The organism is Leptospira weilii (assembly GCF_006874765.1).
GTDB lineage: Bacteria > Spirochaetota > Leptospiria > Leptospirales > Leptospiraceae > Leptospira > Leptospira weilii.
Map to the genome: position 1 here is coordinate 2,575,993 of NZ_CP040840.1, position 17,163 is coordinate 2,593,155.

General features: G+C 40.2%; 15 protein-coding genes. 4 read left to right on the top strand and 11 right to left on the bottom strand.

The genetic code is table 11. The features are described from left to right. Positions 1-2: 2 nt before the first annotated feature. The 5 genes from dnaG to FHG67_RS12460 form a co-directional block, all read right to left on the bottom strand. The gene (dnaG, locus tag FHG67_RS12435) at positions 3-1,796 is read right to left on the bottom strand and encodes a DNA primase (protein ID WP_004498061.1); all 1,794 of its coding nucleotides are present in this window, start codon (positions 1,794-1,796) and stop codon (positions 3-5) included. Positions 1,797-1,814: 18 nt separating this feature from the next. Beyond that, positions 1,815-2,261: a GatB/YqeY domain-containing protein gene (locus tag FHG67_RS12440; RefSeq protein WP_002633990.1), complete on the bottom strand. Its 447-nt coding sequence runs from the start codon at positions 2,259-2,261 to the stop codon at positions 1,815-1,817. 59 nt (positions 2,262-2,320) lie between these two features. Beyond that, positions 2,321-2,530: a 30S ribosomal protein S21 gene (gene rpsU, locus FHG67_RS12445; protein ID WP_000232823.1), complete on the bottom strand. Its 210-nt coding sequence runs from the start codon at positions 2,528-2,530 to the stop codon at positions 2,321-2,323. Positions 2,531-2,723: 193 nt separating this feature from the next. Continuing rightward, positions 2,724-2,936, bottom strand: coding sequence for a hypothetical protein (locus FHG67_RS12450; RefSeq protein ID WP_004504856.1), 213 nt, complete (start codon positions 2,934-2,936; stop codon positions 2,724-2,726). Positions 2,937-3,318: 382 nt separating this feature from the next. Then, the gene (locus FHG67_RS12460; protein ID WP_026054474.1) at positions 3,319-3,762 is read right to left on the bottom strand and encodes a hypothetical protein; all 444 of its coding nucleotides are present in this window, start codon (positions 3,760-3,762) and stop codon (positions 3,319-3,321) included. A 157-nt stretch (positions 3,763-3,919) separates the two neighbouring features. Here FHG67_RS12460 and fbp point away from each other — a divergent pair, with 157 nt between their 5' ends. Next, positions 3,920-4,948, top strand: coding sequence for a class 1 fructose-bisphosphatase (gene fbp, locus FHG67_RS12465; protein ID WP_004501452.1), 1,029 nt, complete (start codon positions 3,920-3,922; stop codon positions 4,946-4,948). 306 nt (positions 4,949-5,254) lie between these two features. Here the strand turns inward: fbp and lvrB are convergent, their stop codons facing one another. From lvrB to mgtE, 4 genes are all read right to left on the bottom strand, one after another. Then, entirely contained in the window at positions 5,255-6,403 is a 1,149-nt protein-coding gene (gene lvrB / locus FHG67_RS12470) for a hybrid histidine kinase/response regulator LvrB (protein ID WP_004498076.1), read from the bottom strand. A gap of 16 nt (positions 6,404-6,419) precedes the next feature. Then, positions 6,420-8,939 (bottom strand): hybrid histidine kinase/response regulator LvrA, encoded by a 2,520-nt coding sequence (lvrA, locus tag FHG67_RS12475; protein WP_004499917.1) that lies wholly within the window; start codon positions 8,937-8,939, stop codon positions 6,420-6,422. 760 nt (positions 8,940-9,699) lie between these two features. Beyond that, positions 9,700-10,380 carry an LA_2219 family laminin/E-cadherin/plasminogen-binding protein gene (locus tag FHG67_RS12480; RefSeq protein ID WP_004498044.1) on the bottom strand — a complete coding sequence of 227 codons (681 nt, stop codon included), beginning with the start codon at positions 10,378-10,380 and terminating at the stop codon, positions 9,700-9,702. Between the two features lie 37 nt (positions 10,381-10,417). Continuing rightward, positions 10,418-11,809, bottom strand: a complete 1,392-nt coding sequence (gene mgtE, locus FHG67_RS12485) for a magnesium transporter (protein ID WP_004498051.1) — start codon at positions 11,807-11,809, stop codon at positions 10,418-10,420. A 138-nt stretch (positions 11,810-11,947) separates the two neighbouring features. On the opposite strand from mgtE, the gene FHG67_RS12495 reads away from it, so the two are divergent. Further along, on the top strand, positions 11,948-12,970 hold the full coding sequence (locus FHG67_RS12495; RefSeq protein ID WP_004499945.1) for an OmpA family protein: 1,023 nt from the start codon (positions 11,948-11,950) through the stop codon (positions 12,968-12,970). Next, positions 12,970-13,932 carry a cation diffusion facilitator family transporter gene (locus FHG67_RS12500; protein WP_002631529.1) on the top strand — a complete coding sequence of 321 codons (963 nt, stop codon included), beginning with the start codon at positions 12,970-12,972 and terminating at the stop codon, positions 13,930-13,932. The genes FHG67_RS12495 and FHG67_RS12500 overlap by 1 nt, the downstream gene beginning before the upstream one ends. Before the next feature lie 40 nt (positions 13,933-13,972). Here the strand turns inward: FHG67_RS12500 and FHG67_RS12505 are convergent, their stop codons facing one another. Continuing rightward, positions 13,973-14,305, bottom strand: a complete 333-nt coding sequence (locus tag FHG67_RS12505) for a hypothetical protein (protein ID WP_002631531.1) — start codon at positions 14,303-14,305, stop codon at positions 13,973-13,975. 154 nt (positions 14,306-14,459) lie between these two features. Between FHG67_RS12505 and FHG67_RS12510 the strand changes: the two genes are divergently transcribed. Then, positions 14,460-15,971 carry a 2-isopropylmalate synthase gene (locus FHG67_RS12510; protein WP_002631495.1) on the top strand — a complete coding sequence of 504 codons (1,512 nt, stop codon included), beginning with the start codon at positions 14,460-14,462 and terminating at the stop codon, positions 15,969-15,971. Between the two features lie 45 nt (positions 15,972-16,016). On the opposite strand, the gene FHG67_RS12515 is transcribed toward FHG67_RS12510, so the two are convergent. After that, positions 16,017-16,583: a peptidoglycan recognition protein family protein gene (locus FHG67_RS12515; RefSeq protein ID WP_004498046.1), complete on the bottom strand. Its 567-nt coding sequence runs from the start codon at positions 16,581-16,583 to the stop codon at positions 16,017-16,019. Positions 16,584-17,163: the final 580 nt, after the last annotated feature.

Sequence of the window (17,163 nt, forward strand, 5' to 3'; positions counted from 1 at the left end):
AATTATGTGGTAGCCGATTGATTCCGGATATGCTCCAGAATCTTTTCTTTTTCTTTACGATAGAAACTCAGTTCCGTAAAAATTTCGGGTGTAAAAAAACGTTCTCTTTTTTGATCAAGTTCCCGAATTTTTTCCTCAATTCGAAACTTCTTCTGTTGTAAAAGAAGAATTCTAAAAACCTTATGTAATTCTTCCGGATCTCCTTTTTCGTATTCTTCCAAAAGATACGGAGCAAGGATTTGTTTCAGATCCTCGGGAAGTTCCGAGGATAAAATCTGTACGGGAGAAATCTCACCTTCTCCCGTATAGACTGTATACAAATAATCCCAAAGATAGGAACTCGTTATATCCATGAATTCCATCGAAGAGATTTCCTCCGCGTACGAAAAAAGTCCCGTATGTTTGACCAGCATAGAGATAATTTTTCTCTCACAGTCAAGCGCAGGAGCTGAAATCTCTTGAACTTCCTTTACGTTAGAACTAGTATCGGCATTTGCAGGCCCATTCTTTGCCGTTCCGCCTTTAAAATCCCGAAGAACCGCATCCATACTAATTCCGAGTTTGTTAGCACCAAGCCCCAGAAAGAACTGCTTATCCGTTTCCCGATTTAAAGTTTGGGTAAAAGAATAAAGATTTTGAAGAGCTTTTCGCTTTCTTTCAGGCAAAGTTCTTGAATCCGCGCTTTCCAGCAATTCTCCTACTACAAATTCAGAACCTTGAATTTGTTCCGACAAAAGTTTGTTCAGTTGAGATCTGCTCAAGGATTTTGCCAAGTCGAATGGATCTTTTCCTTCGGGAAGTAGAACGATGGAACATTCCATTCCCTCCTTAAGGCAGATTTCAGCCGCTCTGAGAGCGCCTTTCTTTCCTGCCAGGTCCCCGTCCAAAACGAAGGTAACACGTTCTGCAAATTTTTTAAGAGTTCGAATATGATTTTCCGTAATAGCGGTTCCCATAGAGGCGATTACGTTTTGATAATCTCTTCTTACAAGCCCGATCACATCCAAATATCCTTCGACGAGCATAGCCTCGCCGGTCTTACGAACCCCTTCCCTAGCTCTGAAAAAATTATAAAAAGTACGACTCTTATCAAAGATTACGGAAGCAGGACTGTTGATGTATTTTGCTTCCTTTCCAGAACCTAAAATTCTTCCGGAAAATGCGATCGTTCTTCCAGAAAGATCCAAAACCGGAAACATGATTCGATCCCGAAAAAAATCATACGGACGTCCGTTACCCGCTTCTTTTTCCCGAAGAAGTCCCAACTGAATTGCTCCGGCGATTTCATCTTTGGTTTTTAAAACTTCTTTCGTAAGTGTTTCAAATCCTTCCGGCGCATAACCGAGACCGAAAATGCGGATTTCGGAATCTTCGATTTCTCTGGATTTTAAATAATCGAAAGCATTCTTTCCGATCGGAGTATGCAACAAATGTTGGTAATATTCGGAAACCTTTTGATTGATCTTATAAAGAAAGTCGGAGATTTCTGCGTTCTTAGAGTTTTTTTCTTGCAGAGGGATTCCGGAGTATTCGGAAAGAATTTCCAGTGACCTGGAAAAATCCACTCTCTCATAATCCATCACAAATCGGATGAGGTCGCCCGAAGCCTTACAACCAAAACAGTAATAGAATTGTTTCTCCGCGGAAACGTTAAAGGAAGGGGATTTTTCCTGGTGAAACGGACAAAGTCCTAAAAAATTCTTTCCTCGTTTTTTGAGCGGAACAAAACGGGAAATATAGGATTCGATGGGGACTTCCCGGTGAATTCGATCGATGAAATCCTTTTTGTTAGACAAAGGGGTCTCACTTAAAATTCAGGAAAGCCTGGATTTCACAATTGCCGAAACTTTAGTACCGTCGATGCTTTTTCCTTTGAATGCGGCCATGACTCGACCCATAACTTTTCCCATATCCTTTGCGGTCGGTTGTAATTCCGCAAAAATTTGATCAATCGTTGCGACGATTTCCGATTCCGGAAGTTCAGGTGGAAGATACTCTTTCAGAACGGAAGCCTCACCTTCTTCCTGAGCTAAAAGATCGTTCCTTCCTGCCTTTTGATACATTTGAATCGCATCTAGACGTTTTGCATAAGCCTTTTTGATAACGGAAACAACTTGGTCGTCCGCGAGCTCTTTAGCTCCGGTTTTGGTTAATTCGTATTGAATATCGGATTTGAGAAGGCGAAGCGTGGAAAGATGAGGTTCTTTTTTTGCTTTCATCGCCTCTTTCAGATCGTCATTGATTCTTATCTGCAGGGACATAAATTTTTAAGATTTAAATGAATGAAACGAAAAGATTTCGATTCAACAAGATCTAAACTTTAAGCCTTATCTTTCTTTGAGAAAAGACGCTTTTTCTTTTCTGCTTTTCTTTTTGCGGACTCGATCGCTTTTTTCTTTTTGATACTTGGTTTTTCAAAATATTCTCTTCGCTTGATTTCGCTCATAATACCTGCATTCGCACAGTCGCGTTTGAAACGTTTCAAAGCAGATTCGATCGATTCTCCGTCTTTTACGATGATTCCTACCATTCGATTTTTAGATTCCTTCGTTGAATTGGATTTCTCCAAACGATTTTATTTGAAGACTAAATTGTATATAAAACAACTATCTATTTCTGCACAAAATAAATAGACAGTTTAACAATACCAGAAAAGAGGGGTATTATGTCGAGAGTTTTCCGATAAAATCTCAAAAAGAAGTCGTTTTTCCTACAATTTCGGCTCAAGCGGCAAAGAATTCCGCTTTTTGGATCTCGGAAATTTCGATTTGAGCGACAATCCCGGACTTTCCATTTTTAATTACTACGTTCCCGTTCAACCTTCTATTTTTATCTAGTTCAATTACGGTTCCGTTTTTTAAATGAAGAATGATGTCGATTCCTCTGTAATCGATGTATCGTGCCAAGGTATTCTTAAACTTTTCTGCTTGATCCATTCCTTCCTCCGAGGGATTGTCCTCGTGAAAATTTACGGTACAAACGTTCATTCCCTGAAGAACTTTTTAAAAAAGATTGAACTTACGGCGCATCCGAAACCTGCGAAAGCGATCAATCTGCCACCGACCTCCTTCGAATCAAGAATATCACATTCGGAACTGTCTTACGTCCAAGGATCGTACAATCTATTGGCGCTCGAGAAAACTAAAGCGTCTCGCTTCTATTGGCGCTCGAGAAAACTCAGCGTCTCGCTTCTATTGGCGCTCGAGAAAACTCAGCGTCTCGCTTCTATTGGCGCTCGAGAAAACTCAGCGTCTCGCTTCTATTGGCGCTCGACAGGTTCTTATGTACATTTGTTTGATTCAATTCGCTTAACAAACGTCATGTACTTTTGGAAGAAACGAGTAAATGTTTCCAGATTGGTTCGATAGAATCGATGGGAGAATCTAGTTCCATAAATTGAATCTCATAATCCACAATAAGATGATTTACTTGAAAGACAACTTCATCAAATCTCGCCTCAACAACTTCCGTTTTACAATCGGGAGATAAGGTAAGGATCGATCTCGGCCCGAGGACATACAATTTATCGTAAGGGCGAAGATGAGCTTGAATGATCGATTTTAGCTCTTTCATGATTTCGCCGGATCTCTGCTCCCCGAGTAGTTTGAAATAAGAGTACAAATCCTGAAAATGAAAATGTGTAATCACAATTTCGTTACTCAAAGAATTCCGAATGTCTTTTATAATCTGATCCGAAAATTCTTCAAAGGGATCTTCTGCAATTTTATACTTATACGCGATCGGTTTGATTACGGATTCCATGGGAGGCTCCTTCTTCTTATCATAGTATCGGATGAGAATCTTCCCGAAAATCGCAAGATTCTTTTTTTCAACCAAGAATGGACTTCTTAAAAAGCTTTTCGCTTGAATTCGAGGGCACTCGAAAAACTCTGTTGGAATCATTTTCCAAGAGGAATCTATGTCTGTTCACCCTACACAAACATTGAGTCTTTCTCAATACTTGATCGAGGAACAACTCAAATTACCCCAAGCAACCGGAGACTTTACGGCTTTGATGAGTCATTTGGTCTATGCGGCCAAAATCGTTTCCAGAGAGGTTCGAAAAGCGGGACTTTTAGAAAATATTCTCGGTTCTAACGAAACTGTAAACGTTCAAGGGGAAACCCAAATGAAATTGGACGAATATGCGGATAAGGTTTTCAATCACACCTTGACTCGTTCCGGTCATCTTTGTATCTTAGGAAGCGAAGAACATGAAGAAACCGTTTCCGTTCCGAGCGGGTATAAAATCGGAAAATATACGATCGCAATTGATCCGCTCGACGGTTCCTCCAATATAGACGCAAATGTTTCGATCGGAACCATTTTTTCCGTTCATTTGAGAAAAAGCCCAGACGGCACTCCTGGAACGTTGAGTGATCTTCTTCAACAAGGTTCCGGCCAAAGAGCCGCCGGCTACGTTTTGTACGGATCCTCCACAATGCTTGTTCTCTGTACGGGTAAAGGAGTTTCCGGATTTACGTTAGACCCCTCTTGCGGAGAATTTATCCTTTCGCATCCCGACATGCAAATGCCCGAGACCGGGGGCATTTACTCCATCAACGAAGGAAATTATAACTATTGGTCCGATGAAGTGAAAAATTATATCCGAGACATCAAATCAATCGAAGGTGGGAAAAAACCTCAGTCCGGCCGTTATATCGGTTCCTTGGTTGCGGATTTCCATAGAAATCTTTTGAAAGGCGGCATTTTCCTTTATCCAAACGACACCAAGTCCACAAAATATCCGAACGGTAAATTAAGGCTCCTTTATGAAGCGGCCCCTATGGCGTTTATCGCAGAACAAGCAGGTGGAATGGCCGTTACCGTTTATGGAGAAAGAATCTTGGATCTCACTCCGAAAGAACTCCACGAGCGCACAACCTTGGTCGTCGGAAGTAAAAAAGAAGTGGAACATTTCTTAAAGTTTGCTTCGAAAAAACCTTAGAGCTATTGGCGCTCGAGAAAACTAAAGCGTCTCGCTTCTATTGGCGCTCGAGAAAACTCAGCGTCTCGCTTCTATTGGCGCTCGACAGGATTTGGGACAAGTTCTCAATGAAAATCCTTTTCGGTTTTTAATAGAAAGCCGTTGAGAAATTAAATTGTTTTCATCTGTGTTTTTAAGTACAATCGCTCTTGCCAGCGATTGCAAAACAGGTAATCTTCCACAGATTTAATCGCCAAAATGGGGGAAACTCCTTGTTTTAAGAAAAAGTTTTTCTTGCTTAAGAAATACAGAATGCTCTGACAAAGCTTATTGAATGCTCGGGTCAAAGACTGGAATTCGTAGATAGAAACGAGTATATCTACCAGGCTCGCTTTCAAAGTTAAGATTCCCTCCGTGTTCCTTTGCGATTCCTAAACTGACTGACAAACCCAGACCAGTTCCTTTATCAGCTGCCTTCGTAGTAAAAAAGGTTTTAAAGACGGATTTTTGAATATCAATCGGGATTCCCGTACCGAAATCCTGAACTGCAAATTCCGCATATTTCTTGTTATCTTCTTCTACGATGGAATTTTCTAAGATAATTCTCTTTTCTTCGTCATATTCCGGATATTTTTGATTCAGACTGTCTACGGAATTATTCACAAGATTTACAAGAATTTGAAGGATCTGCCCTTCCCTACATTGAATCAAATGCCCCGGTTCAACGTTTTTCCAAGAAACGTCAATTCGATTCATTTTAAAAATTTGTTGCGTGATCGACTCCAGTTTCACAAGAATCTCGCCTACTTCCACGGGACGAAGCGAGCCCTTATCGTCTCTGGAAAATCGAAGAAGATTTTTCATAATGGTAGAAATTCGCGCGCTTTCGTCCCGAATCTTGGAAGCCAATTGTTTTGTTTTATCGGAGTCCACTTCCCCTTTTGCTATTATTGCCGCATATTCCGAAATCGCAATCAAAGGATTGTTGATCTCATGCGCCATGGTTCCCGCCATTACGCCCATTGCTTCTAACTTTTGGCTTTGTCTAAGTTGTTCTTCCAACTCGTATCTTTCTTTTTCCGCCTTGATTCGTAATTCATGATCTTCTAATTCGTGCAAGGCCCTTTGTACCGCGGGAAGAAGTTTTTCGATTCTGTCTTTGAGAACGTAATCAGTCGCACCCATAGTAAGCGTTTGTATGGCCGCATCCTCTCCATAAGTTCCCGAAACAAATATGAACGGCGTTGTAGGACAGATTTTTTTAGCCAATTTCAAGGCTGAAAACCCGTCGTATTTCGGAAGACTGAAATCGGATAAGATTAGATGAGGTTTTTGATCCAGGATCGCCTGTGAGAATCCTTCCGAATCGCTGACATGAATCGGGTAGTAATCAATCTTAGCGCGGTTCAACTGTCTTTGAATTAATTCCAAATCAACTAAGGAATCTTCTAAAAAAAGGAATTTCCATCTATTCATGTTTAATACCGTTTTTCTATATTTTTATGATGCCTTCATAAATATTTTCGTTCTCTGAAAGTTTAGGAAGAGTAAATGAAAATTTGGAACCTTTGTTCACCTCTCCTTCTGCAAATACTTGTCCGCCATGACGTTGTACGATTCTCGCTACAATTGCCAAACCGACTCCGGTCCCTTCAAATTCTTCCTGTGTATGCAGTCTTTGAAATACCTTGAATAACTTGTTCGAATAAGTCTTATTAAAACCGACCCCATTATCTTCTACAAAATAAACGTTAAATCCATCGACTTCCTCGAAACCAATTTTGATCATAGGACGTTCTCTCGTAGACGAATATTTGACAGCATTTGAAATCAGATTCATCCATACCTGTTTCAGAGTGCTTCCGTTCGCAAGAGCGTTCGGCAATTCATTCAATTGAAACGAATAATTTTTTTTCGGATAATTCTGAAGGACGGCTGCGATCACCTCTTCGACCATCTTATTCATATCCACGATTCGAGTATTCAAATCTATCTTAGAAATCTTATGAAAGTTCAAAAGATCTTGGATAAGATTATCCATAAAGATCACGTTTTTTTGCACGGTCTTCAGCAATCTTAACGCTTCTGAATCCATTTTTTCGGAAAAATCTTCCAAGACGATCTGGAGAAAACCTTCTATGCCTAAAATCGGAGCGCGAAGATCGTGCGATACGGAATAACTGAAAGACTCCATATCTCTGTTCGCGTTTTCTAAAGCTTCGATCGTTTTTTTTAACACAGCAAAATTGTGAACTTTTATGCTCAGCTCTTCAGGAGTGAACGGTTTGATGAGATAATCCTGCGCCCCTTCCTGAAGAAGTTTGATCCTGAAATTTTGGTCTGACTTTGCGCTTAAAAAAAGAATATATGTACCGGAAAGTTCCGGAATCTTTCGGATCTCTTTCACCATCTGATCTCCGCTCATCACGGGCATCATAATATCGGTAATGATAACATCCGGCTTTTCAAGAATCGCTTTTTCTAAACCTTGTTGCCCGTTCGAAACAACCCAAAGATTAAAATCAGAGGATAACGTATTGAAAATATACTCCCTCATTTCCGCGTTGTCTTCCACAATCAAAACCTTGGGACGATTATAAATAGTGGACGATCCTTTCGTTTCGATCTTATTTTTCTTCAATTCATTGATATCACTCATCAAAGCGGGAATCAATTCTTCCGTTTCAATCGGTTGCTGAATCTCTTCGACATGAATCGGAGCATAAATCGGAATCTGAACTTTAAAAAGAGCTCCGCCTAAAAAAGAGTCAAAAACTCCGATAGAACCAAGATGTAGATTCGCAAATTCCTTCGCAATTGCAAGCCCAAGCCCCGTTCCTCCGAAAGAACGGGAATCTCCCTCTTCTCCCTGTCTGAACTTTTCGAAAATTTGGTCCCTCAAATGAACCGGAACTCCTGGACCATTATCGGCGACATAGATGGAAGCCATCGCACTTTCCGCTTTTAAAGTACAATGAATTTTACCGGAATCGGGAACGAATTTAAACGCGTTTGAAATGAGATTCAAAATGATCCGCTCCATTTTAGGAACGTCTATTTGAATTGGAAAATTTTTAGGAAGATCCAACACAAAATCTATATTTCTTTCGTTGGCTACGGAATTGAAATGGGCAGCTATGTCCTGTATCATATCGGATAGATTTGCATTCGAATATCGTAATGTCATCTTACCGGCTTCCAATTTGGAAAGATCCAGAAGATCGTTTACGTGTTTTAAAAGTGTATAGGAATTTCTCTCTATGGTTTCTAAAAATGCGCGCTCAGTCGCGGAAATTTTTTGATCTTTCAACAGGGTTCGAGTCGGACCTATGATTAAAGTCAAAGGTGTTCTTAGCTCATGACTCACGTTGGCAAAAAACTGAGATTTCAATTGATCTATATCAAACAAACGTTTGTAAACTTCCTGAATCTCTCTTTCTCTCTGAGTCAGCTCTTCATTGAGTCTGAGAAGTTTTTTATTGTTATTCTGAATCTCCTGAGCCCTTTGGTAGATCTCGGTTTCCATGGAAGCCGTCAGATTTTTAAGTTCCTCCGTGAGTTTATTTTGCTCTTTCCCCTTGTTCTTGAGTCGAACAAACTCGGTAACCTCTTCCACTTTATGAACGATATAAATCACTTCTCCTTTTTCGTCGAAGATAGGAGAATTCATCGGGCTCCAGTATTTTTCTTCAAATCCGCCCCCTTCCGATTCGGGCCTTCTAACGTCGTATTTTTGAACTGCCATTGTGTTCGGAGCTTTATCCTTCAAAACGAGTGAAAGAGAAGCGTACAAATTACCCGCGCCGTCCGCATTCGGATCCGAAGGATTGTCTGGAAAAACATCAAAAATTCCCCGACCGAGAATCTCGTCCCGTTTTGTATTTGTTGCTTTCAAATACGATTCACTTACCGCGACAATTCGAAGATCGGGAATCAGGATCAAATAAAGTCCGGGAAGCGACTCAAAAATGAGCCGATATTCACCTTGTTTTAAATCGGTCGAATTCATCATAAATTTCTAATTCCATCCCGAAATCACTTCAAAGTCATACCCAACTTTATCTCGGGTCATGAGGACATAAAAGTATCAAAAATTAAATGGAATTTCAAACTCTTTTTGCTGAAATTTATAATTAGATTCGTTTTAATAAAAAAGTGTAACATAATTATTTCAAAAGAAGTCGATTTTTCTAAAATAAACAATCTATTCTTAATAATTTTTCCATACTCGTGCAGATATATTTTTATAAAGAAATTATCGTCTAAAGTTCAATATTTTATCTCATTTAAGGCACAATAACGTTTTAAGATGAAATAAAGTATCCGATTCCATTTTTTGAAAGAGACAAAAAACAAAGAATTTTGCAGTATACTAGTATGCTTTTTTTTTGAAAAATATAATCTTCTATGATTCAAGTAACCTTTTACAATCCAAACTTTACAATGGAAGCCCACTTTTTTATTGAAGGGCTATTTCAAACTCGAAAAATCCGAAAATGATAGGAAATCTCTTTCAAGAATCGTCGGTTTGCAATTACGTTTAGAAACGATCTTGATGAGTTTATAAATTCGTAAAGGTCATCGAATTGAAGTGAGAAACTAAAAAATGCAATGGAAACCCAAAGTGATTTCAGTCGAATATATTCAATCAAAACAAACCGTTCGTTAGACTTGATACTTCCGATATGTAGACATGGAATTTATACTTAAAAATCTCGCAAAATCGAAGAATATTAGAGTTTTAGAATTCTCTAAAACGTAATTTGAAAGAATTATTTCCTACGAATGACTTCCTTTTTCAGTTCCTCTTTGACTGCATCACGAGTGCTACCCGTTTTATTTTTTAACTCCAAAGAATAATGGATCTGAAATTTGGTAACGACTGGCTTTTCTTCAGAATGTTCCATAATCCAACGAGTCACGTCGTTTTGAACGATCTTAGCGAGGTCGTTGATTCTGGGTACCCTAGTATTAAAGCGAATTGTCTCAAAAGCCCCTGTATTTCCATTTAGCACGACGATGATAATCCCATCGTCTATAAAATTAACTTTGTTAAAACGGACCAATTCTTCGCTGATAAGGGCGTCTCCGCCCTTATCCACTTTTCTTCTGATAAATTTGGAACCCCTCAATTGACGAAGTTGATAACTGTCGCTTGAAATATAGACTCGAAAATATTCCAAAGGATCCTTAGACGACCTCAAAAAAGAATCAGGATCACCCGTGTTCAAAGTAACTTCTTTTCCTTCCTCGTCTAATACGATCTCGTTTTCTCCGGCAGGATTTGGAACCGATTCATATCTTGTCTTCTTGTCTTCCGAAATTTCTGCGCTGGAACAAGAAAGGACCCAAAATAAACCGAAACTCGTTCCCCAAAATAGGATTATTTTTTTAAAAATGGACATTGACTTCTGTTTCCCAAAAACCGACTTCTGATTAAAAAATTCGAACATGACTAAGACAAACTCCGATTATCTTTATTTTAAAATATCACAATATTTGAATGAAAATTGTAGCCAATCCCAAAAAACAGAAAAAACCAAACACATCCGTAAAGGTAGTTACAAAAATCGAGGAAGCGATTGCAGGATCGATTCCCAAAACGCGCAATAGCAATGGGATCGAAGTCCCGATCACCGCCGCAATCGCCAAATTCGCCTGCAAAGCCATAAACATAACCATAGAAAGAGTGAAATTTCCGGTAAAAAAATAAACCATTAGACCCGCAACGATTCCAACCATAAATCCGTTGAGAATTCCCACAAGTCCTTCCTTTCTTATGGCGGATTTCCAATTTCCGGTGGTAAGATCCCCGGTCGCCAGATTTCGTACGATCAAAGTGATCGATTGTGTTCCCGCGTTTCCTCCCATACCCGCGACAATCGGCATGAGAGAGGCCAGGAGCACGTATTTTTCAATCGTCCCTCCGAAAAAGGAGACGACCGATGCCGCAAGAGAAGCCGTTCCCAAATTGATCAAAAGCCAAACCATCCTCCTTCTCACGGAAGTAAGAACGGAAGAAGATAATCTCTCCTCTTCGGATACTCCTCCCAAACGAAGAATGTCTTCCGAAGCCTCTTCATGAACGATATCCAAAATATCATCCACCGTAATTCTTCCCAAAATTCTTCCGAGATCGTCGAGTACTGCGACGGAGACCAGATCGTACTTGCGAAACATCTTCGCGACTTCCTCCTGATCGGTATCGTAATGAATCGAGGTGAATCCGGTTTTCATCAGACGATTTACTTTTACATTGAGCGGCGCCAAAAATAAGTTCTTTAGTTTTACGTAACCTTTGAGTATGTTATTCTCGTCCGTGATGTATAAATGATAGATATCGTCCGTATCCCTCGCGATCTTTCTGAGTTTGATGATCGCCTTTCGAACCGTATCGGTTTCCATAGCAGAAGCGAACAAAGTGTTCATCAAACGTCCCGCGGAATATTCCCGAAACGTAAGTTGCTTTCTGACTTGGGAAGAATCCTCTTCGTCGATGGAATTTAATATTTCTTCGGCCTTGTCTTTTGGAAATTCGGAGATCAGACTTGATAGCTCATCTGTCTCTAGATTTTCCAAAATCGGAGAAATTTCTTTCACTTGGAAGCGAGAGATTAAGTCCGCTTGGAATTCCTCGTCGAACTCGACAAGAATCGAACTTTGCAACTCGGAATCGCACCGTTTGAATACGGAAAACGCCTCGTCTTCCTCTAATTTTTCCAAAACCTCCGCTATGTCCGCGGGATGATTCTGTTTGAGAAAGCGATCTAAGAAAGAATTTTCTCCGGCTTTGATTTTTTCCGAGAAAAACTCGATCCATTCCTGAGAGGAAGGATTCGCTTTTTCCGAAAATAATCCGTGTTCGATTCCTCTTTCTTCCATAAACTTCTCCCCAAGAAATGGTTTTTAGTGAACAGAATTGAAAACCGAACAGACCGATCAATGAATTTCCAAACAAGCCCCAAAAAAGGAGTGACCCGATCGCAAACCGCTTCATCTTAGAAAGAAAGTGCAATCACAATGAAGACATTTCTGAAATTCCATTTCCTTTTTTTCTTCTGTTTAATTCTTTCCATAAATGCAGTTTCCGCGGACGCGTTTTATTATCCCTGGGAATACAACAAGGTGTATAACGAGAAAATCGCCTTGGAAATCGAGTTAGATTCTCTGAGAACCAGATACAGAAACGAAACCGAAAATTCCAAAAAAGAACGTTTGGAATTCGATTCTAAAATCCGATCTTTGGACGAATTGCTTTCGAGAGAAAAAGAATTCAGAGAGAAGGACAACAACCTGAACGAAGAAAAACTCAAGGTATTGGAGAATCAAATCGCGGTTTTAAAATCGAAAAGTTCCAGTAAAGAAAAAGAACTGATCGAGGAAAGTGAAAGACAAGGCAAAAAATTCAGAGATCTTTTGAATAGCTTAAAGGACGAATTGGAACAAGAAAAAGCCGCTTGTCAAAAAAAGGTCGAGGCTCTTCAAAAAGAATACGAGAAAAAGGTTGCGAATCTTGAAGCTAGAATTCTTGCATTAAACGACGAAATTTCCAGATTGAAAAATCTTTCGGAAAATCAGAAAAAAGAATTGGATCGTCTGGCGGATCAGGCGAACGAATTAGAGAACAAACTCGGCGACGAAATCAAAAAAGGACAAATCCGCCTCAAACGATTCCACAATCGCCTCGTCATCAATATCGACGATAAAATTTCCTTCGATTCCGGCTCGGCCGACTTAAAAAAACAAATCCTCCCGGCGTTGGATAAGATCAAAGAAATTTTGGGAAATTATCCGGGAAATCTGATCATCATAGAAGGTCATACGGATAACGTTCCGATTCGAACCAGAAAATTCTCCGACAACTGGCAACTTTCCGGAGAAAGGGCCCTTTCCGTGCTTCATTATTTTTTAGAAAGTAAAATCTTAGATCCGAGAAACTTTTCTTTAGCGGGTTATGGAGAATTCCAACCGATCGTTTCCAACGACACTCCCGAAAACAGAGCTCTCAATCGTAGAGTGGATATCGTAGTAGTTCCACGTTGATGGATGATTTTTTTCAACTTCATCATGCAGAAAGAAGCCAGGAGAAAGGTCTGAAGAGATCGATCCTGCTTGCGATTCTGGTCTCTTTTTCCATCTTTCTCGTAGAGTTGTTCGGGGGGATTCAAAGCGGAAGTATCGCCCTTCTTGCGGACGCGGGTCATATCATTACGGATGTGATCGTCTTGTCTCTATCTCTGATCGCCGTGCTACTCGCTTCCCAAAAACCGAATCATCGATTTTCCTTCGGTTATTATCGAATCGAAATACTGACTTCTCTCCTCAATTCGATTTTGATTTTCGGGATTTCGGTTTATATTTTTTACGAGGCTACGGAAAGATTTCAAAATCAAAAAGAGGTTTTGAGTTTTCCTATGATCCTTTACAGTGTTTTAGGAATCGCTCTCAACCTAATCAGCGCTTGGATTTTGTTTCGTTTTAGCGCCGAAAACATCAATATCAAATCGGCTTATATCCACGTTCTAAACGATCTCCTTTCGACCGCGGGTGTTTTAATCGGTTCCATTTTGATTTTTTTTACAAACTGGAACTGGATCGATCCTTTGATCAGCATCTTGATTTCGATTTTGATCTTACGTTCCGCTTGGGGGATTTTTCAGGAAAGTATTTCCATTCTCCTGGAATCTTCCCCTCAAACATTCGAAATTTTGCATATTCTAGAACACATTCGTGAAATCGAAGGAATCCATCAAATTTTGGATTATCATTTTTGGGCTATCACCAGAGGAGTTTATGCCTGTACTTTAAAGGTTTCGGTTGCGGATATAAAACATACGGAAGGGATCATTTTCAATTCCAATCGAATCTTAAAATCTGAATTCGGGATCGATTACGTTACCGTTCAATGCGAGACTCCGAATCTAACTGAAAAAATCCAAGCATTACCGCTTGCAGATTCTCATGGGATCCATGAGCACGATCATGGACATTCCCACCCACATTGAATCTATTACATACACTTGAACTCTAAAGAGCGCCAATCTCTTACATTTCGAAATAAAACCAAAGCCGATTTTTCCAAGGATCTAAAACAGAAATATACTTCGAATCCAGAACCTCGATCGTAAATCCCCTGGAAAGCAAAAGAACCTTTAAGTTCTCCCACTCTTCTTTCCCGATTCGAAACGTTAAGGTTCCGGGATTGACGGGACAATTTTGGGACTCTTTGCTGAAGATTAAAATTCCTGAATCGATCCAGATAAGCTCAGCATGAGAGCGGGAACTCGAAAGAATCTTCCAACCGAAAAGTTCAGAGTAAAGGTTTGCGGAAACGGAACAATCGGTGGATTGAAAATTAGAAGCGTAAAATCGGATCATTTTTTTAAGAAAGACGATCATCCTAAAAAAGGAATCGCGATTTTTCAATTCATTATTTCCATTTTAAAAGAATGCGAATTCCTATCCGTTTAATTGGTTGTCTAAGGAGTAAAACCCGAAAAATTGGAAGAAGAATTTTTTTTGCGAGAGTTATATGGCAGTAAATCAAGAGGACCACGTTCGCATATTTGATACCACTCTCAGAGACGGAGAACAATGTCCCGGAGCCGCGATGACGGAAAACGAAAAATTGGAAATCGCCGCTCAGCTCGCGGCGATGAAAGTGGATATTATAGAAGCCGGATTTCCAATTTCCTCTCCCGTTCAATTTCAAGCAGTGGAAAGAATTGCAAGAGAAACGGAAGGGCCGATCATTGCCGCTCTTGCCAGAGCCATGAAAGCCGATATTGAAGCCGCATTTAAAGCCCTACAACCCGCAAAAAAAAGAAGAATTCATACGTTCCTTGCTTCCTCTCCGATCCACATGAAATACAAACTTGGAAAAGAACCCAAAGAAGTTTTAAAAATGGCCGTAGAAGCCGTGACTCTTTGCAGACAATTTGTGGATGATGTGGAATTCTCCCCCGAAGACGCGACCAGAAGCGAACCGGAATTTTTAAGAGAACTCTGCGAAGCAGTCATCGCCGCCGGTGCAACCACGATCAACATTCCGGATACGGTCGGTTATACTACCCCGGCCGAATATGGCGGTCTTTTTAAATTCTTACTCACAAACGTGAGAGGGGCCGAAAAGGCGATCTTTTCCGCACATTGCCACAACGATTTAGGACTTGCCACCGCAAACTCTTTGGCGGCGGTTCAAAACGGCGCTCGCCAAATAGAATGCACAATCAATGGTATCGGAGAAAGAGCTGGAAATACCGCCATGGAAGAAGTTGTCATGGCAATGCGAACTAGAAAAGACACGTTCGGGATTCAGACTCGGACCAAAACGGAAGAAATCGCACGGGCTTCCTATCTTGTAAAGACGATTACGGGAATGCCGGTTCAGCCGAACAAGGCGATCGTAGGAGCAAACGCTTTCGCACACGAGTCCGGAATTCATCAGGACGGAGTCATCAAACACAGAGAAACCTACGAGATTATGAAACCCGAAACCGTCGGACTTTCTTCCAACAGAATGGTTCTTGGAAGACATAGCGGTCGCGCAGGATTCAAGGACAGAATTGTAAAATTAGGTTTTTCTCCTCAAACGGAAGAATTAGAAGCCGCTTACCAAAGATTTTTGGAAATTGCGGACAGAAAGAAAGAAATCTATGACGAAGACATTCGGGCTCTTTTTTCCGAAGAAACCAGAAAATCGACGGGAGACCGTTTTCAATTGGAAGGTTTTACCGTTTCCACAGGAACCAAAAGTACTCCAACCGCAGGTGTGAGAATTTTGATCGACGGACATATCAGAGAAGAATCCTCTACAGGAGACGGCCCGGTGGACGCGATCTATAAGGCGATTCAAAAAACGACCGGAATGGACCCGGAAGTTTCCAGACTCGTTATTTCTCCCGTCACTGAAGGACAAGACGCAATGGCGGAAGCTTCCGTGACTTTGCAATACAAAGGAGATCGTGTCGTCGGCAAAGGAAGCTCCACGGACATCATCGAGGCCTGTTCCAGAGCCTATATTTCTGCGCTGAATCGATTTTAAGCGTTAGAGTATTCAAAAATAATTATTTTTGAATACTCTATTATTTTAATTTTCATGCCGTTTTTTCAATAGATCATCCACCCTTTTTTTAAAGCCAATCCAATCCTGCGGGTGAGTGTTATACCAGCGAGGACAATCTTTCCATCCGACTATACCTTGATGGGTCCACAGATCGTTTGCGTCTAAGTTGTATTTAAGGCATAGCTCAGCTGTAAGTCTAGCCGCACTATCTAGAGTTTTTTCGGTAAACTTTCCCGTCATATCCAGAACGCACTGCTCGATTCCGATCGTATAAAAATTAGGACTATCCGGACCTAAACGTTTTTCCTTTTCAGGAGTGTACGTTTTACTACCGCAATGATACGCGATTTCATCCAAAGGAATACATTGTACAATCTCCCCAACGAGTCCTACTGCAAAATGTGCGCTTGCAAAACGACCTTCCGGAGCTTTCAAACTTTCAAAATAATCGCGAATGTTCTGAGCCGTGGCTTTCGGTAAAGCCGTCCAATGCAACACGATCCCTTTCACTTCTTTTATTTTATCCCCCGGTCTGCTATGCGGGTTTGGAGTCAGAAAGTCCTGTTTTATATGCAAGTCGGTTTGAATCATGCGTAACCTCTCTACAATTGGAATTATAATAAATTATAAACCATAAATGAATCGATCACAAGTTACACACTTTGAATATCTATAATATTTTAACAAAAAATACTCTATAATAAATTACTTAAGTATCCATACGTGCCTCTAAATTTAATCGGAATATTAAACCAACTTCTCTCACTCCTCTATAAATTTTTCGAAACCAGGAACGAACGCAACAAAAGAGATACAAATTGAAAGACTCGGAAAAACAATGAACAAAATCCCCTCCTTGAAAACAACATAATCAACCGCCAAATCAATATTTTAATAAATTCAATATTTATAATATATAAAATCCACTTGAACTCGCTCGAATTTCATGGCCAATGTGGCAAAAAACCAAAGAGTTATCATACGGAAAGCCGTCCTACATGAAACGAATTTTAACGTCAGAACAGAAGCTTAACTTTTACTCATCTCTACATAATAGAGCGTCCAAAATTCTGAATTCAAACACGGATTTATGCTAAAATTAACGGTACTTTATTTTATAGGGATCAGTAATGCAGATGACGAATTGCGATTCTCAAAAAATTATCCGATA